24 protein-coding genes are annotated in these 26,426 nt (G+C 76.9%); 18 read left to right on the forward strand and 6 right to left on the reverse strand.

From position 1 onward, the window contains the following. The first annotated feature begins 65 nt into the window (after positions 1-65). Together K5O09_RS02210 and K5O09_RS02215 are read left to right on the forward strand one after the other, a co-directional pair. A complete protein-coding gene (locus K5O09_RS02210) occupies positions 66-359 on the forward strand; it encodes an MTH1187 family thiamine-binding protein (RefSeq protein ID WP_222171250.1) in 294 nt (97 codons plus the stop codon). 203 nt (positions 360-562) lie between these two features. After that, the gene (locus tag K5O09_RS02215; RefSeq protein WP_222171251.1) at positions 563-1,675 is read left to right on the forward strand and encodes a hypothetical protein; all 1,113 of its coding nucleotides are present in this window, start codon (positions 563-565) and stop codon (positions 1,673-1,675) included. A gap of 12 nt (positions 1,676-1,687) precedes the next feature. Here K5O09_RS02215 and K5O09_RS02220 read toward each other — a convergent pair whose 3' ends face one another. From K5O09_RS02220 to K5O09_RS02240, 5 genes are all read right to left on the reverse strand, one after another. Then, a complete protein-coding gene (locus K5O09_RS02220) occupies positions 1,688-2,656 on the reverse strand; it encodes an alpha/beta hydrolase (RefSeq protein WP_222171252.1) in 969 nt (322 codons plus the stop codon). Positions 2,657-2,692: 36 nt separating this feature from the next. After that, a complete protein-coding gene (locus tag K5O09_RS02225; protein ID WP_222171253.1) occupies positions 2,693-3,655 on the reverse strand; it encodes a zinc-binding dehydrogenase in 963 nt (320 codons plus the stop codon). Between the two features lie 162 nt (positions 3,656-3,817). Next, a complete protein-coding gene (locus tag K5O09_RS02230; protein WP_222171254.1) occupies positions 3,818-4,645 on the reverse strand; it encodes a maleylpyruvate isomerase N-terminal domain-containing protein in 828 nt (275 codons plus the stop codon). A 38-nt stretch (positions 4,646-4,683) separates the two neighbouring features. After that, positions 4,684-5,856, reverse strand: coding sequence for a homoserine O-acetyltransferase (locus K5O09_RS02235; protein WP_370635507.1), 1,173 nt, complete (start codon positions 5,854-5,856; stop codon positions 4,684-4,686). Between the two features lie 89 nt (positions 5,857-5,945). Further along, a complete protein-coding gene (locus K5O09_RS02240; protein WP_222171255.1) occupies positions 5,946-7,265 on the reverse strand; it encodes a bifunctional o-acetylhomoserine/o-acetylserine sulfhydrylase in 1,320 nt (439 codons plus the stop codon). 543 nt (positions 7,266-7,808) lie between these two features. Here K5O09_RS02240 and K5O09_RS02245 point away from each other — a divergent pair. After that, positions 7,809-9,194 (forward strand): C40 family peptidase, encoded by a 1,386-nt coding sequence (locus K5O09_RS02245; RefSeq protein ID WP_222171256.1) that lies wholly within the window; start codon positions 7,809-7,811, stop codon positions 9,192-9,194. Positions 9,195-9,280: 86 nt separating this feature from the next. Here the strand turns inward: K5O09_RS02245 and K5O09_RS02250 are convergent, their stop codons facing one another. Then, entirely contained in the window at positions 9,281-9,778 is a 498-nt protein-coding gene (locus tag K5O09_RS02250) for an inorganic diphosphatase (protein ID WP_146835884.1), read from the reverse strand. Positions 9,779-9,962: 184 nt separating this feature from the next. Here K5O09_RS02250 and dacB point away from each other — a divergent pair, with 184 nt between their 5' ends. The 15 genes from dacB (at position 9,963) to K5O09_RS02325 (ending at position 26,425) form a co-directional block, all read left to right on the forward strand. Then, positions 9,963-11,366 (forward strand): D-alanyl-D-alanine carboxypeptidase/D-alanyl-D-alanine-endopeptidase, encoded by a 1,404-nt coding sequence (dacB, locus tag K5O09_RS02255; RefSeq protein WP_255596003.1) that lies wholly within the window; start codon positions 9,963-9,965, stop codon positions 11,364-11,366. A 38-nt stretch (positions 11,367-11,404) separates the two neighbouring features. Next, positions 11,405-12,424 carry a zinc-dependent metalloprotease gene (locus tag K5O09_RS02260; protein WP_255596004.1) on the forward strand — a complete coding sequence of 340 codons (1,020 nt, stop codon included), beginning with the start codon at positions 11,405-11,407 and terminating at the stop codon, positions 12,422-12,424. Between the two features lies 1 nt (position 12,425). Continuing rightward, positions 12,426-13,556, forward strand: coding sequence for a tRNA lysidine(34) synthetase TilS (gene tilS / locus K5O09_RS02265; protein ID WP_222171259.1), 1,131 nt, complete (start codon positions 12,426-12,428; stop codon positions 13,554-13,556). Beyond that, a complete protein-coding gene (gene hpt / locus K5O09_RS02270) occupies positions 13,553-14,107 on the forward strand; it encodes a hypoxanthine phosphoribosyltransferase (protein ID WP_222171260.1) in 555 nt (184 codons plus the stop codon). The genes tilS and hpt overlap by 4 nt, the downstream gene beginning before the upstream one ends. Positions 14,108-14,246: 139 nt before the next feature. After that, entirely contained in the window at positions 14,247-16,334 is a 2,088-nt protein-coding gene (ftsH, locus tag K5O09_RS02275; RefSeq protein ID WP_222171261.1) for an ATP-dependent zinc metalloprotease FtsH, read from the forward strand. Positions 16,335-16,350: 16 nt separating this feature from the next. Beyond that, positions 16,351-16,974 carry a GTP cyclohydrolase I FolE gene (gene folE / locus K5O09_RS02280; RefSeq protein ID WP_222171262.1) on the forward strand — a complete coding sequence of 208 codons (624 nt, stop codon included), beginning with the start codon at positions 16,351-16,353 and terminating at the stop codon, positions 16,972-16,974. A 50-nt stretch (positions 16,975-17,024) separates the two neighbouring features. Continuing rightward, positions 17,025-17,909 carry a dihydropteroate synthase gene (gene folP / locus K5O09_RS02285; RefSeq protein ID WP_255596005.1) on the forward strand — a complete coding sequence of 295 codons (885 nt, stop codon included), beginning with the start codon at positions 17,025-17,027 and terminating at the stop codon, positions 17,907-17,909. After that, positions 17,906-19,465, forward strand: coding sequence for a 2-amino-4-hydroxy-6-hydroxymethyldihydropteridine diphosphokinase (folK, locus tag K5O09_RS02290; RefSeq protein ID WP_222171263.1), 1,560 nt, complete (start codon positions 17,906-17,908; stop codon positions 19,463-19,465). The genes folP and folK overlap by 4 nt, the downstream gene beginning before the upstream one ends. Beyond that, on the forward strand, positions 19,465-19,962 hold the full coding sequence (locus tag K5O09_RS02295) for a DUF3180 domain-containing protein (protein WP_222171264.1): 498 nt from the start codon (positions 19,465-19,467) through the stop codon (positions 19,960-19,962). Before folK ends, K5O09_RS02295 begins: the two co-directional genes overlap by 1 nt. A gap of 84 nt (positions 19,963-20,046) precedes the next feature. Then, the gene (locus tag K5O09_RS02300; RefSeq protein WP_222171265.1) at positions 20,047-20,610 is read left to right on the forward strand and encodes a PH domain-containing protein; all 564 of its coding nucleotides are present in this window, start codon (positions 20,047-20,049) and stop codon (positions 20,608-20,610) included. Between the two features lie 101 nt (positions 20,611-20,711). Then, positions 20,712-22,268 (forward strand): PH domain-containing protein, encoded by a 1,557-nt coding sequence (locus tag K5O09_RS02305; RefSeq protein ID WP_222171266.1) that lies wholly within the window; start codon positions 20,712-20,714, stop codon positions 22,266-22,268. After that, on the forward strand, positions 22,265-23,356 hold the full coding sequence (locus K5O09_RS02310; RefSeq protein ID WP_222171267.1) for a Rossmann-like and DUF2520 domain-containing protein: 1,092 nt from the start codon (positions 22,265-22,267) through the stop codon (positions 23,354-23,356). The genes K5O09_RS02305 and K5O09_RS02310 overlap by 4 nt, the downstream gene beginning before the upstream one ends. Beyond that, positions 23,353-24,240 carry a pantoate--beta-alanine ligase gene (panC, locus tag K5O09_RS02315; protein ID WP_222171268.1) on the forward strand — a complete coding sequence of 296 codons (888 nt, stop codon included), beginning with the start codon at positions 23,353-23,355 and terminating at the stop codon, positions 24,238-24,240. Before K5O09_RS02310 ends, panC begins: the two co-directional genes overlap by 4 nt. Before the next feature lie 3 nt (positions 24,241-24,243). Next, complete coding sequence (gene panD, locus K5O09_RS02320) at positions 24,244-24,741, forward strand: aspartate 1-decarboxylase (protein ID WP_255596007.1); 498 nt, start codon at positions 24,244-24,246, stop codon at positions 24,739-24,741. Continuing rightward, entirely contained in the window at positions 24,734-26,425 is a 1,692-nt protein-coding gene (locus K5O09_RS02325) for an L-aspartate oxidase (protein WP_255596008.1), read from the forward strand. The genes panD and K5O09_RS02325 overlap by 8 nt, the downstream gene beginning before the upstream one ends. The last annotated feature ends 1 nt before the right edge of the window (position 26,426 follow it).

Here is a 26,426-nt window from a genome sequence, read left to right on the forward strand (position 1 = left end):
GGGTGGCGCGGTGCAGCCGTCCGGGGGCTGGACGCGGGCCCGGCACCTGCACCAGGGTGGGAGGCATGCTCGTGGCCTTCTCCGTCTCCCCGCTCGGTTCCGGTGAGTCCGTGACCGAGGCCGTCGCCGACGCCGTGCGGGTGGTGCGCGAGTCCGGGCTCCCGAACCGCACGGACGCGATGTTCACGACGGTCGAGGGCGAGTGGGACGAGTGCATGGACGTCGTCCGCCGGGCCACGGAGGCCGTCGGCCGCCACGGTGCGCGGGTCAGCCTGGTGCTCAAGGCCGACATCCGGCCGGGTCGCACGGGCGAGCTGACGGGCAAGGTCGAGCGGCTGGAGGAACGCCTCCGGTCGTGAGAGGTCGGGCGGCGGGCCGGGCAGGGCCGCGCCCGCGTGGACATGTCGTGCAGATGGGTGGTTCCCGGGCCGGGTGACGCCCGGGGGATGACAGACTGCCGTGCGGTGGAGCGCGTCCGCGGGCGCCGGCGAGGGGTGCCGGCCGCGGGATCCGCGCCGCGGTGCGGCACGACGGCGGACGCAGGAAGGGAAGCAGCGTACTGATGGCGATCTTCGAGCTCGACGGCGGCCGCAGCAGTCTCGTCCAGCCGATGCGACCCCGCTCCGACTCGTTCGACGCCGACTCCTCGGCCCTCGTCACCGACCACGTCTCCGCGCTGCTCGGCGAGCAGGTGCTGCCGGTGCGCGAGGGAGGCCCCGGAGGCCCGCACCTGCTGGCCCTCGACGCGTCCGCGCGCCCGGTGGTGGTGGAGGTCGTGCAGCTGCTCGACGAGGCCGCGCTGGTGCGCGCGCTGCGGCACGCCGGCGGTGCCGCGCGCCTGAGCCGGTCGGACCTGGCGCGGATGTACGCCGGCGGCGCGGAGTCGTTCGAGGCCGACCTCGCCGTGTTCCGCGACCGCTCGCCGATCCTCGCGAGCCGCGACTCCGCGGCGGGCGTGCGCCTGGTCGTCGTGTGCGCGGACGTGACCGGCGGGCTGCTCGACGCCGTCGAGTTCGTCACCTCGGGTCTGCACGTCGAGGTGCTGCGGATGGGCGTGACCCAGGGACCCGGCGGTCGCCGCTACGTCGACGTGTCACCGCTGCGCTCGACGACCGCGGGAGCCCGGCGGGCGGTCGAGCCCGGCCTGCGCACCGGGGCGGTGCAGGTCGCCCCGCCCCCGTCCGCCGCGGTCACGGACCCCACCCCGGTCGTCCCCGCGCCGGCCGGGCCTCCGCCGGAGGACGGCGCGCCCGCCGGCCCCCGCCGGCACGCCGCCGCGCCGGCCGCGCCGGCACCTGCCGGCACGCCGACGCCCCGGCCCGCACCGGTGTCGCCGCGCAGCGACGAGACGACGCTCATCCCGCCTGTGCCGACGGACGGGGGTCCGCAGCACCGCGGCGAGGTCGACCACCGCCCGCTGCCCGAGCTCGCCGCGCTCGCGGCGGCGGAGCGCTCGGCGCTGGAGCTCGTGTGGCACCGCGTCCGACGGGGTCAGCGGCTCACGGCGACGCTGCGCACCGACGGCCTCATCGAGCTGCCCGGGGGCAGCCTGCACGCCGACCCGGACGACGCGGCGACGGTCGCGGCCGACCTCGAGTCGACGGCCGACGGCTGGCGTGTGTGGCGGTTCGGCGAGGACGGGCCGACGCTGGGCGAGGCGGTCGGCGTCCGCTGACGCGCGCGGCGGTCACGACCAGCCGTAGGCCGCCGTCCACCGGCTGATCTCGGCGTACAGCCGCGCCCGGACCGGGGCCGGCGACAGCGTGAGGTCGTGCAGCCCGCCCGCGATCCGCACCACGGACACCACCGGGCCGAGCTGGACGGCGCGCCGCGCCAGCAGCTCGACGTCGAGCACCACGTCGGCGGCGCGCATGTCCTCGCTCCACCGCGGGCTGATGACCGTGCGGTCCGAGGCGAGCATCAGCACCGGCCGGCGGATGTGCAGACCGCGCGCGACCTCGGCGTGACCGTCGAGGATCGCCGCGAGCCACCCGGGCCGCACGGGGAACGACCGGGCGGGGCGCCAGGCGTCCTCGTACGTCCACTCGCCCCCGTCGGCGCTCCGCAGCGTGCGCGCGTAGTACCCCGGGTCGATGTTCGGCAACGGCGCCTTGGGCTGCAGGCGGGCGAGCCGCGCGATCGCGGGCGCGCTGACGTGCCGGGCGACGGCCGCGCCCTGGAGCTCCAGCCACGGGCTGTTGAGGACGAGGCCGTGGAACCGGCCCGGGTGCCGGTTCGCCCACAGGACGCTGATCAGGCCACCCGTCGAGTGGCCCATGAGCATGACCCGGGCGAAGCGGCCGAGATCGCGGTGCACCTGCTCCAGAGCGGCCTCGATGTCCTCGTCGTAGGTCCGCAGGTCGTCGACGTAGCCGGGCGTCTGGTGCGGGCGGAGGCTGCGGCCGTACTTGCGCAGGTCGAGGGCGTAGAACGCGGCGCCCTGCGCGTGCCAGAACTCGGCGAGCCCGGTCTGGAAGAAGTAGTCCGACCAGCCGTGCAGGTAGAGCACCGCGCGGGACGGGCGCAGGGGCTCGGGCGTCGGGGGCGCGTACCGCACGAGGCTCGCGACGACCTCGCCCTCGTCGTCGGGCGCGAGCTCCAGCGTCCGCACCCGGTAGCCGTCGCCCAGGACGTCCGGCTGCCAGCGTCCCGCCATGCGCCCCCTCCTCCGTCGTGGGCGCGGCCCGGCGCCTCAGACCTCCGCGACGACCTTGCCGAACTGCTCGCCGCGCGCCAAGCGTGCCAGCCCCTCGCCGACCCGGGCCAGCGGGATCGTCGAGTCCACGACAGGCCGGACGCCGGTGCGGGCGAGGAACGCCAGCAGCTGCTCGAGGTCCTGGCGGGAGCCCATGGTGGCACCGAGCACCGCGATCTCGAGGAAGAACAGCCGCTGGATCTCCATCGCGGCGGGGTCGCCCGTCGTCGCGCCGGCGACGACGATCGTCCCGCCGGGCCGGACGGACCGGACCGAGTGCGACCAGGTCGCCGCGCCGACGGTCTCGACGACGAGGTCGACGCGGGCGGGCAGCCGCTGCCCGGGCGCCACCGCTCCCGCGGCGCCGAGCGCGACCGCCCGCTCGCGCCGGCCCGCGTCCCGGCTCGTCACCCAGACCTCCAGGCCCGCGGCCGACGCCAGCCGGACCGCGGCCGTCGCGACGCCGCCCCCGGCGCCCTGCACGAGCACGCGCTGGCCGGGCCGGGCGCGTCCGGTGCGGAACAGCATGCGGTACGCCGTCAGCCACGCGGTGGGCACGCACGCAGCCTCGGCCCAGGACAGCTCCGCGGGCTTCGGCACGAGGTTCCAGGTGGGGACGGACACCTGCTCGGCGAGGGTGCCGGGGTACCGCTCGGACAGCAGCGAGCGCGGCTCGTCCGGTCCGACGCCGTGGCCGGAGTCCCCGCCGACGACCGCGTGCACCACGACCTCCCGGCCGTCCGCCGTCACGCCCGCCGCGTCGGTGCCGAGCACCATCGGCAGCTGCTCGGCGCGCAGCCCGACTCCCCGCAGCGACCACAGGTCGTGCTGGTTGAGGGCCGCGGCCCGCACGTCGACCGTCGTCCAGTGCGTGCGGGGCTCCGGTGCGGGCAGGTCCCCGACGACCAGGCCGGCGAGCGGCTCCTCGGGCGCGAACCGGTCCACATAGGCAGCGAGCACGAGCCCAACCTAGCCACTCGCGCCGCCCCGCGCTGCGCTGCTCTCACGCCGAGACTCCAGGACACGCCCGGGGTTCGCGGGTGCGGGTCAGCGTGTCCTGGCGTCCCGGTGATCGCGGGGCGGGTTGCGGGCGTGCGGGTGCGGGCCGGGTGCGCGGCGCGGTCAGAGCAGCGGGAGCATGCGCCCGAGGTCCGGGACGGCGTCCGAGGGGAACCGCGGCGCGAGGGCGGATGCGAGCGCGTCCACGTCGTACGGGAGCCGGCCGGCCGCGAGGCGCACCCAGGTCAGGGGGCGCACCACCTCGAGGTCCCAGCCGCCGCGGGCCCGCACGATGCGCAGCAGCTCCTGGGCGACGAGGTCGAGGGCGTCGCCGTCGAGAGGTCCCCCGGAGGTGACGCCGTCGCCGAGGCCGTCGGCGGGTCCGAGCCCACCGGGCACGCCGGGGAGAGGGCCCACGCCGTCGCCGAGCTCGGCCCGTGAACCCGGCGCGGCGCCGCGGGCGCGGGCGAGGGACCGCTGGAGGTCGTCGGCGTGGACCACGAGCTCCGTGATCCGGGACGCGAGCATCGTGGACAGCAGCACCGGCCCGCGGCGGGCCTGCACCACGCGGTCCGCGGGGCCGAGCGAGTCGACGTGGCGCAGGGCCTCCCGGACGAGGTCGTCGACGTGCCGCAGCGGGTCGTCGGCGATCTGCGCGGCGAGCTCGCGCGTGACCCGGTCGATGTCCGCCGCGCGTCCCGCGTAGGTGCCGAGGTACTCGCCGAGCGTGAGCGGCACGGTGCCCTCGGGGGCGGGCTCGCACGCCGTGAGCGCGTTCATCGCCCGCCCGAGGTGCGCGACGAGGTCGGCCACCGTCCACCCGTCGAGGATGCTCGGGGTGCCCGTGCCGCCTGCCGCGACGACGTCGCCGACCCAGGCGCGCAGGGTCTCCCACTGCCGGCGCAGCACGGTCGCGCGCTCGGTGACGTCCCCGCCGGTGGTCGCTGCCATGGGCTCAGGGTGCCACGCGGGCGGTCGGCTGCACGGTCTCAGCCCTCGAGGTGCGCGCGCACGAGGGGGCCGAGCTGGTCGTGCTCGATGAGGAACCCGTCGTGGCCGTACGGCGTGTGCAGGGTGCGGACCGGGCCGGAGCCGGGGACGCCGGCCGCGATGCGGGCGGACTGCTCGGGCAGGAACAGCCGGTCGGAGTCGACGGCGACCACGAGCGTGCGGGCGGTGACCGTCGCGAGGGCCGCCTCGACGCCTCCGCGGTCGCGCCCGAGGTCGTGCGTGATCATCGAGCGGGTGAGCACGGCGTACGTGTTCGCGTCGAAACGTCGCGCGAGCTTGTCACCGTGGTGGTCGAGGTAGGACTGCACGGCGAAGCGCCCGCCCTCGAGCGGCTCCTCGCCTCCCTGGGGGATGCGGCCGAAGCGCTGGTCGAGCTCGGCGGCGCTGCGGTACGTCTGGTGGGCGATCTGCCGCGCCAGGCCGAGACCGACGTGCGGGCCCTCGCCGTCGGCCGCGTCGTAGTAGTCCCCGCCGCGGAATCGCGGGTCGGCCGCGAGCGCCGCGAGCTGGGTGTGGAACGAGGCGATCTGGTCGCCGGAGGTCTGCGCGGTCGTGGCGATCGCGGCGAGCCGCTCCACCCGGGGCGGCGCGGTGACCGCCCACTCGAGCGCGCGCTGCCCACCCATCGACGCGCCGACGACGAGCGCCCAGGACCCGATGCCGAGCGCGTCGGCGAGCCGGACCTCGGCCGCCACCTGGTCGCGGACGGTCAGGTGCGGGAACCGGCTGCCCCACGGCCGGCCGTCGGGGGCCGGGGTCGCGGGCCCGGTGCTGCCCTGGCACCCGCCGAGGACGTTCGGCGCGACGACGAACCACCGGTCCGTGTCGATCGGCGCGCCGGGGCCCACGAGCGTCGACCACCAGCCGGGCGTCGGGTGGCCGGGTCCCGCCGGCCCGGTCACGTGCGAGTCGCCGGTCAGCGCGTGCAGCACGAGCACCGCGTTCGAGCCGTCGGGCGCGAGGGTCCCCCAGGTCTCGTAGGCGAGGCGGACGCCCGGCAGCCGGCCGCCGGCCTCCAGGTCGAGCGGGCCGAGGTCGGCGAACTGCCGCCGTCCGACGGGGTCGCCCTCGCGCCAGGCGGACGACGCGCGCGGAGGGCCGTCGGGCAGGGCGCGACGGCGGGGCTGACGGGTGGTGCGGTGCTCGGGCACGTCGGACCGTCCTGACGCGGGCGCGCCGACGGGCGCCGTGGGGGTCACGGCGCCCGTCGGACGGGTGGTGGCGGAGGTCACGGCGGCGCTCAGGCCCCCTTGGCGGCGCGGAAGCCGGCGTCGAGGTCGGCGAGGATGTCCTCGATCCCCTCCAGGCCGACGGCCAGCCGGACCAGGCCCGGGGTGACGCCGGACAGCGCCTGCTCCTCGGGCGTGAGCTGGCTGTGCGTGGTGGACGCCGGGTGGATGACGAGCGAGCGCACGTCACCGATGTTCGCGACGTTGGAGTGCAGCTCGAGCGCCGAGACGAACGCCTGCCCGGCCTCGGCCCCGCCGGCGATCTCGAACGCCAGCACCGCGCCCGTGCCCTTCGGGCCGTACTTGCGGCCGAGCTCGTGCTGGGGGTGGGACGGCAGGCCGGCGTAGGTGACGGAGAGCACGTCGTCGCGTGCCTCGAGCCACTCGGCGACCTTCTGGGCGTTCGCGACGTGCCGCTCGATGCGCAGGGACAGCGTCTCGAGGCCCTGCGCGATGAGGAACGCGTTGAACGGGCTGATCGCGGCGCCGAGGTCGCGCAGCAGCTGCACCCGCGCGCGCAGGACGTAGGAGAGGTTGACGCCGAACGCCCCGTCCTTGCCGAGGTCCCGGGCGAACACCAGGCCGTCGTACGACGGGTCGGGCTGGTTGAACGACGGGTAGCGGTCGGGGTCCGTCCCGTAGTCGAAGGTGCCGCCGTCGACGATCACGCCGCCGATCGCGGTCCCGTGGCCCCCGAGGTACTTGGTGGCGGAGTGGACGACGACGTCCGCGCCCCACTCCAGCGGCCGGATGAGGTACGGCGTCGCGACGGTGTTGTCGACGATCAGCGGGACGCCGGACTCGTGGGCGATGCCGGCGACGGTCTCGATGTCGAGGACGTCCTGCTTCGGGTTGGGCACGGTCTCGGCGTAGAACGCCTTGGTGTTCGGCCGCACGGCGTCGCGCCAGGCCTGCGGGTCGTGCGGGTCGGTCACGAACGTCGTCTCGATCCCGTACCGCGGCAGCGTGTGGCGCAGCAGGTTGTAGGTGCCGCCGTACAGGGAGGGGCTGGCGACGACGTGGCTGCCGGCCTCGGCGACGTTGAGGATCGCGTAGGTCTCCGCGGCCTGGCCGGAGGCGAGCAGCAGGGCGCCGACGCCGCCCTCCAGGGACGCGATCCGGTCCTCGACGGCCTGGACCGTCGGGTTGCCGATGCGGGTGTAGATGGGGCCGAGGTCCTTGAGGGCGAACCGGTCGGCTGCCACGCCGGCGTCCGGGAAGACGTAGGACGTGGTCTGGTAGATCGGCAGGGCGCGGGCACCGGTCGCGGCGTCGGGGGTCTGGCCGGCGTGGATCTGGCGGGTCTCGAACGACCACTGGGGCTGGCTCATGGTGGGGCTCCTGGCTGGGTGGGCTGGTGGGGCGGGGGACGGCGGCGCACGCGCGTCGTGCCAGGAGGGGTCCGGGCCGGGGTGCCGGTGTGCGGCTGCCCCGGTGCGACGGTCGGTGTCGCGTCAGCGGGGAGCCGGGGCCGCGGGCCGGTGGACCGGTCTGCGGGCACAGCCGAGCGTGCGCTGGTCAGCGACACATTCGGCGGGACATGGCGCCACAGTACGGAGCGGCGGGCCGGGTGCGGAACAGGTGTCTCATGATCCGAGACGCGCGTCCGCGTGGTGAACGCGCCGCTGCGGTCGCGGTGGCCGGGCGGGACGCACGGAGCCGGTGGTGGGGCGCCTGGGAGGTCCGAACGGGTGATCGAGCCCCCGTCCTGTCCGGTTCGTCCCGAACCACGCCGATGTGACTCATGTGAACGGTGTGACTGGTGTTCACTTCTGTGATTCCAGCCGGTAGCGTTCCCGCGGGCGCGCCGCTCGGTGGCGCCCCGGATCTGCCGGTCGAGAGCGGCGACCGGCAGGCGACGGGAGGCGGACGACGTGCGGACGACGGGACGGGCGCGACTGGCCCGCGGTGCCACCGCGGCGGTCGCCGCCGCGCTGCTGCTCCTGCCGGCCGGGGCGGCGGTCGCCGACCCCGACGTCTCCGACCAGGACGTGCGCGACGCGCAGCGCGCGGTGACCAGCGCCGCCGGTGCCGTCGCCGACATCGAGGTGCGGCTCGCCGAGCTCAGCACCCGCGCCCAGACCGCGCAGGTCGCCGTGCAGCAGGCCGGCGAGACGTACGCGCAGGCCCAGGCCGACCTCGCGTCCGCCCAGCAGGACGCCGCGCGCGCCGCCGAGCAGTACGACCAGGCGCGCGAGCAGTTCGCCTCGGCGCGCTCGACGCTCGTCGCGATCGCCCGCGAGGCCGCCCGGTCCGGCGGCTCGATGGACACCGTGCAGGCGCTGCTGTCGGCCGACGGGTTCCAGGACGTCGTGTCCCGCAACGAGGCGCTGTCGCACGTCAGCGACAAGGCCGACCAGGCGGTGCAGACCTACCTCGCCGCGCAGCAGGTCGCCGACACCCTGAAGGGCGCGGCCGAGCAGGCGGAGGCCGCCCAGGAGTCCGCGGCCGCCGACGCGCAGCAGGCGCTCGAGGCCGCCGAGCAGGCGCAGACGGACGCCGACACCCAGGTGGCCGCCGCGCAGACCGAGCGGCAGTCGCTCATCGTCCAGCTCGCCGCCGCCCGGGACACCAGCGCCGAGGTCGAGCAGGCGCGCCAGGACCAGATCGACGCCGACCGCCGCGAGCGCGAGGAGGCCGCGGCCCGCGCCGCGCGCACCGACGCGCCGGACGCCCCGGCCCCCGGTGCGGGGAGCGGCGGCACGGGCTCCGCCCCGGCAGCCCCGAGCACCCCGTCCACGCCCTCGGCCCCGAGCGCGCCGTCGAACCCGGGCACGCCCTCGACGCCGAGCACGCCGTCGAACCCCGCCCCGCCGTCGAACCCCACCACGCCGAGCCAGCCCAGCACGCCGGCGACCCCGCCCAGCGGCGGCGGGTCGTCCGCCGGCACGACGTCGGGCGCCGAGGCGGCCATCGCCTGGGCGAAGGGCCGGCTGGGCCTGCCGTACCAGTGGGGCGGTGTCGGCCCGAACGGGTACGACTGCTCCGGCCTCACGCAGGGCGCCTGGTCCGCGGGCGGTGTGAGCCTCAACCGGACGTCGCGCGACCAGTACCGGCAGGTCAAGAAGATCTCCTACGACCAGCTCCGGCCCGGCGACCTCGTGTTCTGGGGCTCGGACCCGAACGACGCGTCGTCGATCTACCACGTGGCGATGTACATCGGCGGTGGGCAGATCATCGAGGCCCCGCGCCCGGGCAAGACCGTGCAGATCTCCCCGATGCGCTACGCGTCGTCGATGGCGTACGCCGGCCGCCCCTGACGTCCCGGCCCGTCCGACGCACCGCCCCGGGGTTCCCGGGCACGGCCGAGGCCCGGCACCCTCCGGTGCCGGGCCCGCTGCCGTGCTCAGTGCTGGTCGTACCCCGCGTCGATCGCCCGCTGGCGCGACCGCTCGATCTCGGCCTCGGCCTCGGCGCGCCCGACCCAGTGGGCGCCCTCGACGGACTTGCCGGGCTCGAGGTCCTTGTAGACCTCGAAGAAGTGCTGGATCTCCAGGCGGTGGAAGTCGGACACGTCGTCGATGTCCTGCCGCCACGCGGCCCGCTGGTCACCGGTCGGGACGCACAGCACCTTGTCGTCGCCGCCTGCCTCGTCGCGCATGCGGAACATGCCCAGCGCGCGGCAGCGGATCAGGCAGCCGGGGAAGGTCGGCTCCTCGAGCAGGACGAGGGCGTCGAGCGGGTCCCCGTCCTCGCCGAGCGTGCCGTCGATGAAGCCGTAGTCGTCGGGGTACCGCGTCGACGTGAACAGCATGCGGTCCAGCCGGATGCGGCCGGTCGCGTGGTCCACCTCGTACTTGTTGCGCTGGCCCTTCGGGATCTCGATCGTGACGTCGAACTCCACACCCGCTCCTTCGTCGCCGCCCGGCCGGCCCCCTGGCCGGCCGCGACGGGCAGCTGATCACGACGACGGTGCCAGGTGGCGGCCCGTCGCACTTCAGTCCCCTAGTGTGACGCACGGACGGCGGGGATCCACCCGCGGCGCGGATGGTGGTCGACGGGAGGCGGGCGGGCCGGTGGCACGCGCGGTGAGGACGGTCGGGGCGGCGGCCCTGGTCGTGCTGCTCGCGGGCGGCGCCTACGTGACCGCGGACGCGTACGACGTGGTGCCCGGAGCGGTGACGCTGGCCCCCGAGGTCGCCCCCGCCGCGCCGTTCCCCACCGCTCCCGCGGCCGGCGCGCCGGCCGCGGGAGCGCAGGTGCTCGCCGGCCTGGACCCCACGGTCCCGCTGCCGGACGCGGCCACCGTGCAGGGCATGCTCGACGCGCTCGTCTCGGACCCGCGCCTCGGCCCCTCGGTCGGCGCCGTGGTCGCGGACGCCCTCACGGGCGAGGTGCTCGCCGAGCACGGGCAGAGCGGCGCGCGCACGCCGGCCTCGACCGCCAAGCTGGTCACGGGCGTCGCGGCCCTCACCGAGCTCGGCCCGGACCGCACGTTCGACACCGTCGTGCGGCAGGGGCCGGGCGACACCGTCGTCCTCTCCGGCGGCGGCGACATGATGCTCGCGGCCGGCCAGGGCGACCCGGACGCCGTGAACGGCCGCGCCGGGCTGGCCGACCTCGCGGAGCAGGTGGCCGCGAAGCTCCGCCTCGCGGGCCGGGACAGCGCCACCGTCGTGCTCGACACCACGCTGTTCAGCGGCCCCGCGCTCGCACCCGGCTGGGACGAGGCCGACGTGGCGATGGGGTACGTCGCGCCCGTCGCCCCGCTGGCGGTCGACATCGCGAAGATGTCCGAGGGCGAGTACCCGCCCCGCCACCCGGACCCGGCTCTGCACGCCGGACGCGTCTTCGCGCAGCGGCTCGCCGACGCCGGGATCACGGTCACCGGCGAGGTGTCCTGGGTCGACGCCCCCGCCACCGGCGACGTGCTCGGCACGGTGTCGTCCGCCCCCGTCGCGGAGGTCGCCCAGTACTTCCTCGACACGTCGGACAACACCATCACCGAGGTCGTCGCCCGCATGGTGGCCGTGGAGCTCGGGCTGCCCGGTTCGTTCGAGGGCGCCACGAAGGCCGTGCTGCGGACCGCGTCCGCGCTCGGCGTGGACACGTCCGGGGCCGTGCTCGCGGACGCGTCCGGGCTCGCGGAGGGCTCGGCGCTGCCGCCCCGGATGCTCCTCGGCCTGCTCCAGCTGGTGATCGACCCCGCCCACCCGGAGCTGCGCGAGGTCGGCACGGGCATGCCGGTCGGAGGTCTCACCGGGACGCTCGCCGACCGGTTCACCGGCGGCGCCGGGACCGGACTGGTCCGCGCCAAGACGGGCAGCCTGAAGGACGTGACGTCGCTCGCCGGCACGGTGCTGGACGCCGACGGGCGCCTCCTGCTGTTCGTCCTCATGGCCGACCGGACCGGGGCGGTCGGCCAGGCCCAGCCGCGCGCCGCGCTCGACGGCTTCGTCGGCGGGCTCGCGGGGTGCGGCTGCCGGGGATGACCCCACGGACCGGCGCCGCGGGTGGTTACCGTGGTGCGGTGCAGCCCGCCGTCGACTGGGACCTGGCCGCCCGGCTCGCCGCCCGCGCGGTGCGGACCGGGCCGGAGGCGACGCAGGCCGAGCGCGAGGACGTCGTCGCCGCGCTGCGGGCGGCCGCGCCCGAGGCCGTCGCGCACGTCGCCCGCCTGACGCGCCTCGTCCCGGCCGCCGCGCCCACGGGCGCAGTGGCGCACGACGTGCGGGTGGTCGACCGGGCGTCGTGGGCCCGGGCCAACGTCCGCTCGCTGCGGTCCCTGGCGGAGCGCGCGGGCGTCCCCGCCGCGCACGGCGTCCGCGCGACCGCGGGGGCAGGTCAGGTCGCCGCCGTCCTGGGCCTGCTCTCCGGCTCGGTGCTCGGGCAGTACGACCCGTGGCACCCGCCCGGCACGCTGCTGCTGGTCGCGCCGAACGTGCTGGCCGTCGAGCGCGCGCTGCGGCTGGACCCCGCGGACTTCCGGCTCTGGGTGACGCTGCACGAGCAGACCCACGCCCTGCAGTTCGCCGCGGCGCCCTGGCTGACGGACCACCTCGCGGCGCGGGTGGCGGCGTTGCTCGCGGACGAGGAGCACTCCCGCCGCCGGCTCCCCGGCGCCTCCCGCGACCGGGCCGGAGGGGGCCGGGCCGGAGGGGGCCGGTCGGTGCTCGACCTGCTCGACCCGCGGCAGCGCGGCGTCGTCGACGAGGTCGGTGCCGTGATGGCGCTGCTCGAGGGCCACGCGGACGTGACGATGGACGCGGCGGGTCGCGGCGCGGTGCCGTCCGTGCGGCGGATCCGGCGCCGGTTCGAGGCGCGCCGCTCGGGCGCCCCCGGCACCGGTGCGATGCGCCGCGTGCTGCGGGCCCTGCTCGGCGCGGACGTCAAGCTCGCGCAGTACCGCGACGGCGCCGCGTTCGTCCGGGCCGTCCGCCGCAGCGTCGGGACCGACGGCCTGAACGCGGTGTGGACCGGCGCGGAGGCGCTCCCTACGCCGGCGGAGATCGCGGACCCCGCCGCCTGGGTGCGGCGGGTGCACGGCTGACGTGGCGGGCCCGCACCCGGCGGTCGCGGCCACCCGGTCCGCCGTCGCCGCGTCGGTCACGGACCTGCCCGACGGCGCGCGGGTGCTCGTCGCGTGCTCCGGCGGGCCGGACTCGCTCGCGCTGGCGGCGGCGACCGCGTTCGTGGCGGCGGGGGGCGGGCGCGCGCGCCTGCGGGCGGGTGCCGTGGTGGTCGACCACGGGCTCCAGCCGGGCAGCGCCGAGGTGGCGTCGCGCGCCGCCGCGGCCTGCCGGCGGCTGGGGCTGGACCCGGTGGAGGTCGTCGCGGTCGACGTGACCGGACCCGGCGGCCCCGAGGCCGCCGCGCGTGCGGCGCGCGCCGACGCCCTGCACGAGGTCGCCGGACGGCTCGGCGCGGCGGCGGTCCTGCTCGGGCACACACGGGACGACCAGGCCGAGGGCGTGCTGCTCGGGCTGGCCCGCGGCTCCGGGGCACGCTCGCTCGCCGGGATGGCGCCCGTGCGCGGGCTGCTGCGCCGGCCGCTGCTGGCCGTGACGCGGGAGCAGACCGTCGCGGCGTGCGCGGCGCTCGGCCTCGACCCCTGGCACGACCCCACGAACGCCGGCGCCGCGCCCGACGACCCCCGGCGGTCACGGGTGCGGGCGCACGTGATGCCGGTGCTCGAGCGCGAGCTCGGCCCCGGTGTCGCGGCGGCGCTCGCACGCTCGGCGGAGCTCCTGCGCGAGGACGCCGACGCCCTGGACGCGCTGGCAGCGCAGCTGCTCGACCGGGCACGCGCCGTCGCCGGGGCCGGGGACGCGCCCGGTCCCGCGCTCCCCGAGCCCGCCGTGGCGCTCGACGCCGCCGTGCTCGCCGCCGCCCCGGCGGCGCTGCGGGCCCGCGCCCTGCGCGCCGCCGCGGTCCTGGCGGGGTCGCCGGCCGGCGCGCTCGCCGCGGCGCACGTCCGGGCCGTCGACGCGCTCGTGACCGCGTGGCACGGCCAGGGCCCGGTGCACCTGCCCGGGCGCGTGGAGGCCTCCCGCGCGTGTGGCAGGCTTGCGCTGCGCGCCGCACCCCCGGCCGAGCCCGCGGACGACGACGGGGGCGCGCGAGGCACCGACGGGGCCGGCGAGCCGGCCGAGGCGACACAGCGAGGAGACCGGCACCGGTGAACGCCGACGACATGGGCGCGGACCTGGAGCGCGTGCTCCTGACCGAGGAGCAGCTCGGCACCCGCCTGGACGAGATCGCCGCGCAGATCGACGCGGACTACGCCGGCCGGGAGATCCTGCTGGTCGGCGTGCTCAAGGGCGCCGTCATGGTGATGGCCGACCTGGCCCGCCGCATCAGCACCCCGCTCGCGATGGACTGGATGGCGGTGTCCTCCTACGGGTCGGGCACCAAGTCGTCCGGGGTCGTGCGCATCCTCAAGGACCTCGACGCCGACCTCACCGGCCGGCACGTGCTCGTCGTCGAGGACATCATCGACTCCGGCCTGACGCTGTCGTGGCTGCTGGCGAACCTGCGCAGCCGCGGCCCGGCGACCGTCGAGATCGCGACGATGCTCCGCAAGCCCGACGCCGCCAAGGTCGAGGTCGACGTCCGGTACGTCGGTTTCGACATCCCGAACGAGTTCGTCGTGGGCTACGGCCTGGACTACGCGGAGAGGTACCGCAACCTGCCGTTCGTCGGCACGCTCGCGCCGCACGTCTACGCGTCCTGACCGCGCCGGGTCGCCGCGGGGCCCGGGGCGGGAGTCCCGCCCTGGGCGAACACGCACCGTCCGCGTCAGGTCCACCGTGTAACTTCGGAGCCTCCACCCCTGCGACCGGAGGGACGAGGGGGCACGCCCCCGTCTGCCCATGACACTCAAGCGCCTCACCCGCGGACCCGTCCTGTGGATCATCCTGGCCGTCCTGATCCTCTGGATCGGGGCGAGCGCCTTCATGGGGTCCGGCGTGCAGCGGATCGACACCTCCGACGGCCTCGAGCTCATCCGCGACGACAAGGTCGAGCAGGCCCGGATCACGGAGGGCGCGCAGCGGGTCGACCTCACGCTGAAGGACGACTTCGTCAAGGACGAGCAGAACCTCGGCAAGGACGTGCAGTTCTACTACGTCGTGCCGCAGGGCCCGGCCGTGGTGGAGGCGATCGCGGAGGCGGACCCGTCCGGTGGCTACACCTCGGACGTCCCGCAGCAGTCGTGGTGGGCGAGCCTGCTCGGGGTGATGCTGCCGTTCATCATCATCCTGGGGCTGTTCTGGTTCCTCATGTCGTCCATGCAGGGCGGCGGCTCGCGGGTCATGTCGTTCGGCAAGTCCAAGGCCAAGCTGGTGTCGAAGGAGTCGCCGCAGGTCACGTTCGCCGACGTCGCGGGCGTGGACGAGGCCGTCGAGGAGCTCCAGGAGATCAAGGAGTTCCTGTCGGAGCCGTCGAAGTTCCAGGCGGTCGGCGCGAAGATCCCGAAGGGCGTGCTCCTGTACGGCCCGCCGGGCACGGGCAAGACGCTGCTCGCGCGCGCCGTCGCGGGCGAGGCGGGCGTGCCGTTCTACTCGATCTCCGGCTCGGACTTCGTCGAGATGTTCGTCGGCGTGGGCGCCAGCCGGGTGCGCGACCTGTTCGAGCAGGCGAAGCAGAACGCCCCCGCGATCATCTTCATCGACGAGATCGACGCCGTCGGCCGGCACCGCGGCGCGGGCATGGGCGGCGGGCACGACGAGCGCGAGCAGACCCTCAACCAGATGCTGGTCGAGATGGACGGCTTCGACGTCAAGACGAACGTCATCCTCATCGCGGCCACGAACCGCCCGGACATCCTCGACCCCGCCCTGCTGCGGCCCGGCCGGTTCGACCGCCAGGTGTCCGTCGAGGCGCCCGACCTCAAGGGCCGCGAGCGCATCCTCCAGGTGCACGCGCAGGGCAAGCCGATGGCCACGGACGTCGACCTCGGCGCGGTCGCGCGCCGCACGCCCGGGTTCACGGGCGCGGACCTCGCGAACGTGCTGAACGAGGCGGCGCTGCTCACCGCGCGCTCCAACGCGCAGATCGTCGACAACCGCGCGCTGGACGAGGCGATCGACCGCGTGATCGCCGGCCCGCAGAAGCGCACGCGCGTCATGAACGTCAAGGAGCAGAAGATCACCGCGTACCACGAGGGCGGGCACGCCCTGGTCGCGGCGGCGCTCCGGTACACCGACCCGGTCACGAAGGTGACGATCCTGCCGCGCGGCCGGGCGCTGGGGTACACGATGGTCATGCCCACCGAGGACAAGTACTCGACCACGCGCAACGAGCTGCTCGACCAGCTCGCGTACGCGATGGGCGGCCGCGTCGCCGAGGAGCTCGTCTTCCACGACCCGACCACGGGCGCGAGCAACGACATCGAGAAGGCCACGGCGACCGCGCGCAAGATGGTCACCCAGTTCGGCATGAGCGAGCGGGTCGGCGCGGTCAAGCTCGGCCAGGACGGCAGCGAGCCGTTCGTGGGCCGCGACATGGGCCACGGGCGCGACTACTCCGAGACGGTGGCCGGCACGGTCGACGTCGAGGTGCGCCGCCTCATGGACGCCGCGCACACCGAGGCGTGGGAGATCCTCGTCGAGTACCGCGACGTGCTCGACCGGCTGGTGCTGGAGCTGCTCGAGAAGGAGACGCTCAACCAGGCGGAGCTCGAGCAGATCTTCGCGCCGATCACGAAGCGGCCGCCGCGCGACGTCTGGCTGTCCAGCGAGCAGCGCTCCGTGTCGGACCGGCCCCCGGTGCTCACGCCCGCGGAGAAGGCCGCGCAGAACGGCTCGGTGGTGCCGCAGGACGAGGCCGCCGCCGCCAAGGACGAGCACCCGCCGGTCGGCGTCGTCGAGGTGCCGCCGGGCCAGACCCCGGACGTCGGCCCCGCGGGCTCCGAGGCGACCCCGGACGGCCCCGGCCCCGGCGCCGGGCCGCGGGCCTGACGGGACGGGCGCGACCGTGACCGACGCGGGAGGGCCCCCGGCGGAGGACGACCGGCGGGCTCCGCGCGAGGTCCCGCCGTACGACGCACCGCGCGCGGAGGCGGCGATCCGCGAGCTCCTGCTGGCGGTGGGGGAGGACCCCGACCGGGACGGGCTGCGGGACACCCCGGCGCGCGTGGCCCGGGCCTACCAGGAGATCTTCGCGGGTCTGCGCCAGGACCCGAAGGACGTGCTGAGCGCGACCTTCGACATCGGGCACGAGGAGATGGTCCTGGTCAAGGACATCGAGGTGTACTCGACGTGCGAGCACCACCTCGTCCCGTTCCACGGCGTCGCCCACATCGGCTACATCCCCGGCGCGTCCGGTCGCGTGACGGGGCTGTCCAAGCTCGCCCGGCTGGTCGACGTGTTCGCCCGGCGGCCGCAGGTGCAGGAACGCATGACCGGGGAGATCGCGGACGCCCTGGTGGAGGTCCTGGAGCCGCGCGGGGTCATCGTGGTCGTGCAGTGCGAGCACCTGTGCATGTCGATGCGCGGGGTCCGCAAGCCCGGTTCGCGCACCGTGACGTCGGCCGTGCGCGGCCAGATGCGCAACCCGGCGACGCGCGCCGAGGCGATGAGCCTCGTGCTCGGCCGCTGAGCCCCGCTGCCGCCGACGGCTCCCGGTCCGGCACCCCCTAGGCTGGTCACGTGCGTCCCCCCTCGCCGCTCCCGCCCGCGCTGACGTCCGCCGGTCAGGCCGGCCGGACGGTCGTGATGGGCGTGCTGAACGTGACGCCGGACTCGTTCTCCGACGGCGGGCGCTGGTTCACGCCGGAGGCCGCGGTGGCGCACGGCCTCGCGCTGGTCGCCGACGGCGCGGACCTGCTGGACGTGGGCGGCGAGTCGACCCGTCCCGGCGCAGCCCGGGTGCCGGTCGCCGAGGAGCTCGACCGGGTGCTGCCCGTGGTGCGGGAGCTCGCGGGCCGCGGGGTGCCCGTCAGCGTCGACACGACGCGGGCGGAGGTCGCGGAGGCGGCGGTGGCTGCGGGCGCCGTCGTGGTGAACGACGTGTCGGGCGGACTCGCGGACCCCGCGATCCGCGAGGTGGTCGCGCGCACCGGTGTCGTGTACGTCGCGATGCACTGGCGCGGCCACGCCGACGTCATGGACGACCTGGCGCAGTACGACGACGTGGTGACCGACGTGCGCCGGGAGCTCGCGCAGCGGGTCGCCGAGCTGCGGGAGGCCGGCGTCGCGGACCACCAGGTGGTGCTCGACCCGGGACTGGGCTTCGCGAAGCCCGGTGCGGCGAACTGGCCGCTGCTCGCCCGGCTGCCCGAGCTCGTCGCGGACGGGTTCCCGGTGCTGGTCGGCGCGTCCCGCAAGCGGTTCCTCGGGCACCTGCTCGCCGGCCCGGACGGGACACCCGCCCCGCCGGGGGCCCGGGACGCGGCGACGGCGGCGGTCTCGGCGCTGGCAGCGGCCGCGGGTGCGTGGGGAGTGCGCGTGCACGAGGCTCGGGGGACGGCGGACGCGGTGCGCGTCGCCGCGCGGTGGACGGCCGCGGTGCCGTCCGGGAGGGACGACCGATGAGCGACGAGGACGAGGTCCTGGGCCGCACGGGCCGGCGGCTGGACCGGATCCGGCTGGTGGGCGTGACGGCCACGGGCTACCACGGGGTGTTCGAGCACGAGCGCCGCGAGGGGCAGACGTTCGTGGCGGACGTGACGGCCCACCTCGACACCCGGCGCGCCGCCGCGACGGACGACCTCGCGCACACGCTGGACTACGGCGCGCTCGCGGAGCAGGTCGCGGCCGTGCTGGCGGGGGAGCCCGCGGACCTCGTCGAGACCGTCGCCGAGCGCATCGCCGCGACCGTCCTCGGGCACCACCAGGTGCAGGCCGTCGACGTGGCGGTGCACAAGCCGCAGGCACCCATCACGGTGCCGTTCGCGGACGTGGTCGTCGAGGTGCGCCGGGACCGCTCCTGGCTGCCGGCCGCCGAGCCGCTCGACGCGCAGTCGTCCGTCCCGTGGCACCCCGTGACCGCGCCGTCGGCGGAGCCCGCCGCGGCGCCGCCCGCCGAGGACGACCCCCTGCCGGTCCCGGACCTCGTCGCCGCGGGGCCGCAGCTCCCGTCGGCGCCGCTGCCCGCGCCGACGCCGCCGAGCGGGGCCGCCGCGACCGCCGCGCTGCCGCTCGCCGCCGCCGGTGCCCTCCCCGGACCGGGGGCGGATGCGGTGCCCGCAGGCCCCGGCTCCGACGAGCCCCGCCCCCTGGACGTGCCCGGCGAGGCGGACCGGGCCGGCGGCCCCGTCCGGCCCGCGGTCGCGACCCCCGCGCCGCCCGGTGGGCCGGACGAGCCGTCGGGCGTGCCGGTCGCGGCCGTCGTGCCCGACGGGTTGGGCGCCGGGGTGGGCGCGTGGCCCGCTGACGACGACGTCGTCGAGGCCGAGCTCGTGCAGGACGCGATGGACGTGCCGCCGGACGAGCCGGTGGAGGTCGTCCTCGCGATCGGCTCGAACGTCGGCCCGGCGCAGGACACGCTGCGCGACGCCGTCGCCGACCTCGCGGCGGTGCCCGGCCTGGAGGTGGTGGACGTCTCGGCGCTCGCCCGCACCGCGCCCGTCGGCGGTCCCGACCAGCCGGACTTCCTCAACGCCGTCGTCATCGCGCGCACCACGCTGTCCCCGCGGGACCTGCTGCGGGCCACCGCGGAGGTCGAGCGCGTGCACGGGCGCGAGCGGACCGTGCGCTGGGGCCCCCGGACGCTGGACGTCGACATCGTCGTGTACGGGCAGGTGTCGGCCGTGACCGACGACCTGGAGCTCCCGCACCCGCGGGCGCACGAGCGGGCGTTCGTCCTGCAGCCGTGGGCGCAGGTCCGGCCGGACGCGGTGCTGCACGGCCTGGGCGGCGGCCCGGTCGCGGCGCTGGCGGCCACCGCGCCCGACCGGGACGGCGTGCGCTGGCTGGCGCTGGACTGGCTGACGGCCCCGGTGCCGGCGGCTCTGCCCGACCCGGGCGCGCAGCCCGCCGCGGCGTCCCCCTGGCCGGGCACGGAGCCGGACCCGTCGGACGCGCCCGGCCCGTCCGGCCCGTCCGACCCGGCCGACCCGCTCGGACCCGTCGACCGCCGGGACCTCTGATGCAGCGCACCCACGCCCGCACGCTGCTGCTCGTCGCCGCCGTCACCGCGGCGCTGGGGTGGCTGGTGCTGCGGCTGCTCGCCAGCCGCGGCGTCGAGCCGCCGCCGGTGCCGTGGCCGATGGTCGCGGTCCTGCTGCTGATCGCGGCGGTCGTCCTCGGCATGGGCTGGTCGGTGCGGCAGTACCTGCGGGGCCGGCACCCCACGCTCGACCCGGTGCGGGCCGCACGGACCGCGGTGCTCGCGAAGGCCTCCTGCTACACGGGGGCGCTGCTGTCGGGCTGGTACGCCGCGCAGGTGCTCGTCGTGCTGGGGGACCTCGACATCGACGCGCAGCGCGACCGGGCGACCTCCGCGGGCCTGGCCGTGCTCGGGGCGGTCGTGCTGGCGGTGACCGGGCTCGTCGTGGAGTGGTTCTGCCGGATCCCTCCGCCCAGCGACCCGGAGGACGCGGCGGGCCCTCGGGGTGACGCGTCTCCGGACGCGGCGCACGGCTGAGCGCCCTCCCGCTGCGGCGCCGGGGTCGCGCGGGGACGGACCTCCGGGCCGCGCCGCCCTCCCGCGCGGTGGAAGGATGGGCGCATGACCACGCCTGACGGTGGCGCCGCCGCCCTCCCGCAGCCCGACGCCGTGCCCGCGACGCCGCCGTCCCCGGTACCCAGCAGCGAGCCGTTCGAGCCTGCCGGGGTCGTCTGGACGCCCGTGTCGAGCCGTCTCGCGACCGCGCGCCTCGTGGTGGGGCTCTGCTGGCTGGGGGTGCCGCTGCTCGCGCTGGTGCTCGCCGCGGCGCTCTCCGGCGTCGCGTGGCTGTGGGCCGGTGCCGCGGTGCTCGCGGTCCTGACGGTCTGGCTGCTGTGGCTCGTGCCGCGGCAGGTCCGCGCGATGGGGTACGCCGAGCGCGCCGACGACCTGCTGCTGCGCCGGGGCATCCTGTTCCGCTCGATGGTCGTGGTCCCCTACGGCCGCATGCAGTACGTCGACGTGACGGCCGGCCCGCTCGCACGCCGCCTCGGCATCGCGTCCGTCCAGCTCCACACCGCGTCGCCGGGCACGGACGCGTCGATCGACGGCCTCCCGACGGCCGAGGCCGCCCGGCTGCGGGACCAGCTCGCCTCGCGCGGCGAGGCCCGCCTGGCGGGGCTGTGAGCGGCGAGCAGCTCCCGGCCGGCCCCGCGGGACCCGCCGTGACCGGGACACCGGCACCGGTCGCACCGCCGCCGCCCGACGACGCGCTGGGATGGCGCCGCATGCACCCCGTCACCCCGGCGGTGAAGGGCTGGAAGGTGCTCGTGGCGGTGCTCGCGGTGATCGTGTGGAACTCCGCGGACGACGTGCGCGAGCTCGCCGAGTGGCTGGGCGCCCGCGCCTGGTTGTTCCTCGCGGGCGGTGTCGTCCTGGTCGGGCTGATCGGGTTCGGGTACTCGGCGGTCGCGTGGCGCATGACGCGGTTCGCCGTCACCGACGACGCGGTGCACCTGCGGTCCGGCGTGCTGTTCCGGCAGCAGCGGCAGGCCCGGCTGGACCGGTTGCAGGCCGTCGACGTCGTGCAGCCCCTCCTCGCGCGGATCCTCGGGCTGTCCGAGCTGCGGCTGGAGGTCGCCGGCGGCGCTGGTTCCGCGGTCTCGCTCGCGTTCCTGCGCGAGGCGGAGGCCGAGCAGCTGCGGGCGGAGCTGCTCGCCCGGGCGGCCGGGCTGCACCGCCCGGCGGGGGTGCCGCCCCTGGCCGTGCCCGCGGGCGTCGACCTCGAGCCCGTCGGCGCGGACGGTGCGGACGGGGCGGGCGGTGCGGACGGCGCGCCCGGCACCGGCCGCCCCGGGCCCGCCGCCGTCGGTGGGGTCGCCCCCGGCGCCCCGGGCACCCCGACGGCCGGGCCGGGTGCGCACGACGCGGGCGCCCCGGGGTGGGTCGGGCCGGCACCGGTCGCCCCCGAGCGCCCCGTCTACGAGGTCCCGGTCGGGCGGCTGCTGGGGTCCACCCTGCTGTCGTCCGCGACCTTCTGGCTGCTCGGGATCCTGGTCGCCGTCGTCGCGCTGATCGCCACCTCCGGGCGGTTCGAGTCCGCGTTCGCGCTGCTGCCTGCGCTGCTCGGCGTGGTGTCGTACTCCTGGACCCGCTTCAACCGGGGCGCGAACTTCCGCGCGGCGATCTCCCCGGACGGGATCCGCCTGCGGCACGGGCTGACCGAGGCGCGCGCCCAGACCGTCCCGCCCGGCCGGGTGCAGGCCGTGCAGGTGACGCAGGGGCTGCTGTGGCGGCGGGCGGACTGGTGGCGGGTCGAGGTGAACGTCGCCGGCTACGGCGCCGGCACCGAGCAGACCCACACCGAGAACGTGCTGCTGCCGGTCGGGACCCGTGACGACGCGCTGCTGGCGCTGTGGCTCGTGCTGCCGGACCTCGGCACACCCGACCCGCGCGCCCTCGTCGACGCCGGCCTGACCGGCCGGGAGGCCGACGGCACCTGGGCGGTCGCGCCGCGCCGGTCCCGGTGGCTCGACCCGGTCGGCTGGCGGCGGCACGGCGTGACCGTCACCGACCGCGCCCTCGTGCTGCGCTCCGGCGTGCTCGTGCGCCGTCTGGTGGTCGTGCCGCACGAGCGCACGCAGTCGCTCGGCCTCGCGCAGGGGCCGCTGCAGCGGCGGCTCGGCCTGGCGTCGTTCCAGCTGCACTCGACGCCCGGGCCCGTGTCGCCCCGGGTCGACCACCTGGACGCGCGGGTCGCCGCCGGGCTGCTCGACGAGCAGTCGACGCGCGCCCGGACGGCACGCGCGGGGGCGGGGCCGGAGCAGTGGATGCGCCGGGCATGACGCGGCTGGGGACCGGCGTCGTCGGCGCGGGCCGGGTCGGCGCCGTGCTGGGGAGCGCCCTGCGCGCCGCCGGGCACCCGGTGGTCGCGGTCAGCGCGGTGTCGGAGGCCTCGCGGGAGCGGGCCGACGCGCTGCTGCCGGGCGTCCCGGTGCTGGACGTGCCGGAGGTCGCCCGGCGCGCGGAGCTGGTGCTGCTGGCCGTCCCGGACGACGCGCTGCCCGGCCTCGTGACCGGTCTCGCCGCGACGGGCGCCTGGCAACCCGGTCAGATCGTCGTGCACACCGCCGGTCGCTACGGCGCCGGTGTCCTGGACCCCGCCCGCGCCGCGGGCGCGATCCCCATCGCCCTGCACCCGGCGATGACGTTCACCGGGACCTCGCTGGACCTGTCCCGCCTCGTCGGCTGCACGTTCGCGGTCACGGCCCCGGCCGCGGTGCTGCCGATCGGCCAGGCCCTCGTCGTCGAGATGGGCGGCGAGCCGGTGGTGCTCGGCGAGGACGCGCGGCCGCTGTACCACGCGGCGCTCGCGCACGGCGCGAACCACCTCGTCGTGCTCGTCGCGCAGGCCGGGCAGGCGCTCGCGGCGGCGGGGGTCGCGGACCCCGGCGCGGTGCTGCGACCGCTGCTGTCCGCCGCGCTGGACGGCGCCCTGCGCGCGGAGTCCGCAGGCGGCGGCCGGGACGCCGAGGGCGAGGTCAGCAACGGCGCGATCACGACGCTCACCGGGCCCGTGCGCCGCGGCGACGCCGGGACGGTGCGCGACCACCTGGTCGAGCTCGGCGCGCTCGGCGTCCGCACCGGGGCCACCGACGTCGCCGCGTCGTACCGCACGCTCGCGCGCGCAGCGGCCGGACGGGCGCACGCGGCCGGGCTGCTGCGGCCGGACCAGGGCCAGGCGGTGCTGGACGCGCTCGCGGACCCGGCGGGCGACGCCCCGGAACCCGGTCGGGCGGTCGGCGCCCCGTCGGACGCGGCCCCCGGTCACGTCGCGGGACCCGAGAGGGGTACCGTGCACGGCGCGCACCACGACGAGAGCGGCCGGCCCGGGGACGCCCCGGCGCCCGCCGACGAGGAGGACCAGGCATGACCCAGGCACGCACCGGTGCCCCCACCGTGGTGCGCACCCGCGCCGAGCTCGCCGCGGCCCTGGCGCCCGGCGACGCCCGACGGCGACGCGCGGTGGTCATGACCATGGGCGCCCTGCACGCGGGGCACCTCGCGCTCGTCCGGGAGGGCCGGGCGCGGGCGGAGCAGGTCGTCGTCACGATCTTCGTCAACCCGCTGCAGTTCGCCCCGCACGAGGACCTCGACCGCTACCCCCGGGACCTGCCCGGCGACCTCGCGTCCCTCACCGCTCCGGGCCTGCTCGGCGCGGGCGACGTCGTGTTCGCCCCCGCACCGGCCGAGATGTACCCGGACGGCGACCCGGTCGTGCGCGTCGACGCGGGCCGCATCGGCAGGGTGTACGAGGGCGTCACCCGCCCGGGGCACCTCGACGGGGCCCTCACGGTCGTGCTCAAGCTCCTGCACCTGACCGCGCCCGACGTGGCCCTGTTCGGGCGCAAGGACGTGCAGCAGCTCGTCGCGGTCAGCCGCATGGTCCGCGACCTCGAGGTGCCCGTCGAGGTCGTCGGCGTGCCCACGGTCCGCGACGACGACGGGCTCGCGCTCTCCTCGCGCAACGTGTACCTCTCGGCCCCCGAGCGGCAGCAGGCGCTCGCGCTGTCCCGTGCGCTCGCGGCGGGTGCCGCGGCGGCCGAGGCCGGCGGGTCGCCGGACGACGTCAGGTCCGCCGCCCGCACGGTGCTGGACGCCGCGGGCGTCGCCACCGACTACGTGGCGCTCGTGGACCCGGCGGGGTTCGACGACGTCACCCGGCCCGGGCCGGCCGGCACGACGTCGGTCCTCGCGCTCGCGGCCACCGTGGGCGCCACGCGCCTGATCGACAACTCCGACGTGAGGTGGGGCTGAGGCATGACCTCGCTGCTGCGGCCGATGATGATCGGCAAGATCCACCGCGCGACCGTGACCCAGGCCGACCTGCACTACGTCGGCTCCATCACCGTCGACGCGCACCTGCTCGCGGCCGCGGACCTGCTGCCCGGGCAGCAGGTCGACGTGGTCGACGTGACCAACGGCTCCCGGCTGACGACCTACGTCATCGCGGGGGAGGCCGGCTCCGGGCAGATCTGCATCAACGGCGCCGCGGCGCACCTCGTGCACCCCGGTGACGTCGTCATCCTCATCGCCTACGGGATGCTGGCCGACGCCGAGGCCCGCACCTACGAGCCGCGCGTCGTCCTCGTCGACGCCGACAACCGCGTGGTGGACACCGGGCACGACCCCGGCACCGTCCCCGTGCAGTGGACCGACGCCTCCGGGCTGCACCCCAGCGGGGTGCCGTTCGACGAGGGCCGCGCGCTCGTGGAGCGCGACCCCGCGGGCCCGGCGGGCCGTGCGGCCGGTGACTGACCGGGTCGCACGCCGGCTCGCGGCCCCCGCGCCCGGGTGGACGGCTCGGGCCGACGCGGTCGTCGTCGGCTCCGGCATCGCGGGCCTGACCGCCGCGCTGGAGCTGCGCGCCCGGCTGGCGCGCGTCCTGCTCGTCACCAAGGACGTGCTCGTCTCGGGCTCGACCGTCTGGGCGCAGGGTGGCATCGCCGCGGCGCTCGACCCGGCGGACTCCCCGGAGGCGCACCTGCGGGACACCCTCGAGGCCGGCGTCGGGCTCTGCGACCCGCGGGCCGTCGAGGTGCTGGTCACCGAGGGGCCCGCGCGCGTGCGGGAGCTCGTGGCGCGCGGTGCCGTGTTCGACACCCAGCCCGACGGGCACCTGAGCCTGACGCGCGAGGGCGGCCACCACGCGGACCGCGTCGCGCACGCCGGCGGCGACGCCACGGGCGCGGAGATCTCCCGGGCGCTGGTCGACGCGGTGCGCTCCGACCCGGGCATCGAGGTGATCGAGCACGCGCTCGTCCTCGACGTGCTCACCGGCGCGCCCGGGCGCGACGGCCGGCCGGGCCCCGTGTGCGGGGTGACCCTGCACGTCATCGGGGAGGGCAGCCGCGACGGCGTCGGTGCCGTCCTCGCGCCCGCCGTGGTGCTCGCGACCGGAGGCATCGGGCAGGTGTTCCGGTCGTCCACCAACCCCGTGCAGGCCACCGGTGACGGCCTCGCCGCCGCCCTGCGCGCCGGTGCCGCCGTCGGTGACGTGGAGTTCGTGCAGTTCCACCCGACGGTGCTGTGGCTCGGGTCGGGCGTCAAGGGCCAGCTCACGCTGGTCTCGGAGGCCGTGCGCGGCGAGGGGGCGGTGCTCGTCGACACCGACGGGCACCGCTTCATGCCGCAGGTGCACCCCCTGGCGGAGCTCGCGCCGCGGGACGTCGTGTCGCGCGCGATCGTCCGGCAGCTCGCCCGCACCGGGTCCGACCACGTGCTGCTGGACGCCCGGCACCTCGGCGCCGAGCGGCTGCGCCGCCGGTTCCCCACCATCGCGGACCGCCTCGCGGAGCACGGCATCGACCTCGCGACCGACCTGGTGCCGGTCGCCCCCGCCCAGCACTACCACTCGGGCGGCGTCGTCACCGACCTCGTGGGCCGTTCGACGCTGCCCGGGCTGTACGCCGTCGGCGAGGTCGCCTGCACCGGCGTGCACGGGGCGAACCGGCTGGCGTCCAACTCGCTGCTGGAGGGGTTGGTGTTCGCGCACCGCGCCGCCCGGGACGTCGCCCGGCGGCTCGACGCGGGCACGCTGCGGCCGTCCGAGCCCGTCGAGCGCCCCGGCGGCGCGGCGCTCGTGGCCGGCGCCGCGCGGTCCCGCATCCAGCGGATCGCCAGCGACGGGCCGGGCGTGCTGCGGTCCGCCGCGGGGCTGGAGGCGGCCGGGCGGGCGCTGCGCGCGGTCCGCACGGACGCCCACCGCACCCCCGACGGCGGCGCGGTGCCGGTCGCCGGCCCGCAGGTCGCGGAGTGGGAGACCACCAACGTGCACCAGGTCGCCACGGTGCTCACCGCCACCGCGGCGACCCGGCGGGAGACCCGCGGCGGGCACCTGCGCAGCGACTTCCCCGCGGGCGACGACGCCTGGCTGCTGCGGGTGGTCGCGACGCTCGACCCGGACGGGGGCCTCGTGCAGCGACGGGTGCCGCTCGAGTGAG

It is taken from the genome of Cellulomonas sp. C5510 (assembly GCF_019797765.1).
Lineage (GTDB): Bacteria > Actinomycetota > Actinomycetes > Actinomycetales > Cellulomonadaceae > Cellulomonas.

Coding starts and splice junctions, on each gene's coding strand:
- K5O09_RS02210 (WP_222171250.1), top strand. CDS start 66: ATGCTCGTGGCCTTCTCCGTCTCCCCGCTCGGTTCCGGTGAGTCCGTG.
- K5O09_RS02215 (WP_222171251.1), top strand. CDS start 563: ATGGCGATCTTCGAGCTCGACGGCGGCCGCAGCAGTCTCGTCCAGCCG.
- K5O09_RS02220 (WP_222171252.1), bottom strand. CDS start 2,656: ATGGCGGGACGCTGGCAGCCGGACGTCCTGGGCGACGGCTACCGGGTG.
- K5O09_RS02230 (WP_222171254.1), bottom strand. CDS start 4,645: ATGGCAGCGACCACCGGCGGGGACGTCACCGAGCGCGCGACCGTGCTG.
- K5O09_RS02240 (WP_222171255.1), bottom strand. CDS start 7,265: ATGAGCCAGCCCCAGTGGTCGTTCGAGACCCGCCAGATCCACGCCGGC.
- ftsH (WP_222171261.1), top strand. CDS start 14,247: ATGACACTCAAGCGCCTCACCCGCGGACCCGTCCTGTGGATCATCCTG.
- folK (WP_222171263.1), top strand. CDS start 17,906: ATGAGCGACGAGGACGAGGTCCTGGGCCGCACGGGCCGGCGGCTGGAC.
- K5O09_RS02295 (WP_222171264.1), top strand. CDS start 19,465: ATGCAGCGCACCCACGCCCGCACGCTGCTGCTCGTCGCCGCCGTCACC.
- K5O09_RS02300 (WP_222171265.1), top strand. CDS start 20,047: ATGACCACGCCTGACGGTGGCGCCGCCGCCCTCCCGCAGCCCGACGCC.
- K5O09_RS02305 (WP_222171266.1), top strand. CDS start 20,712: ATGCACCCCGTCACCCCGGCGGTGAAGGGCTGGAAGGTGCTCGTGGCG.
- K5O09_RS02310 (WP_222171267.1), top strand. CDS start 22,265: ATGACGCGGCTGGGGACCGGCGTCGTCGGCGCGGGCCGGGTCGGCGCC.
- panC (WP_222171268.1), top strand. CDS start 23,353: ATGACCCAGGCACGCACCGGTGCCCCCACCGTGGTGCGCACCCGCGCC.
- panD (WP_255596007.1), top strand. CDS start 24,244: ATGACCTCGCTGCTGCGGCCGATGATGATCGGCAAGATCCACCGCGCG.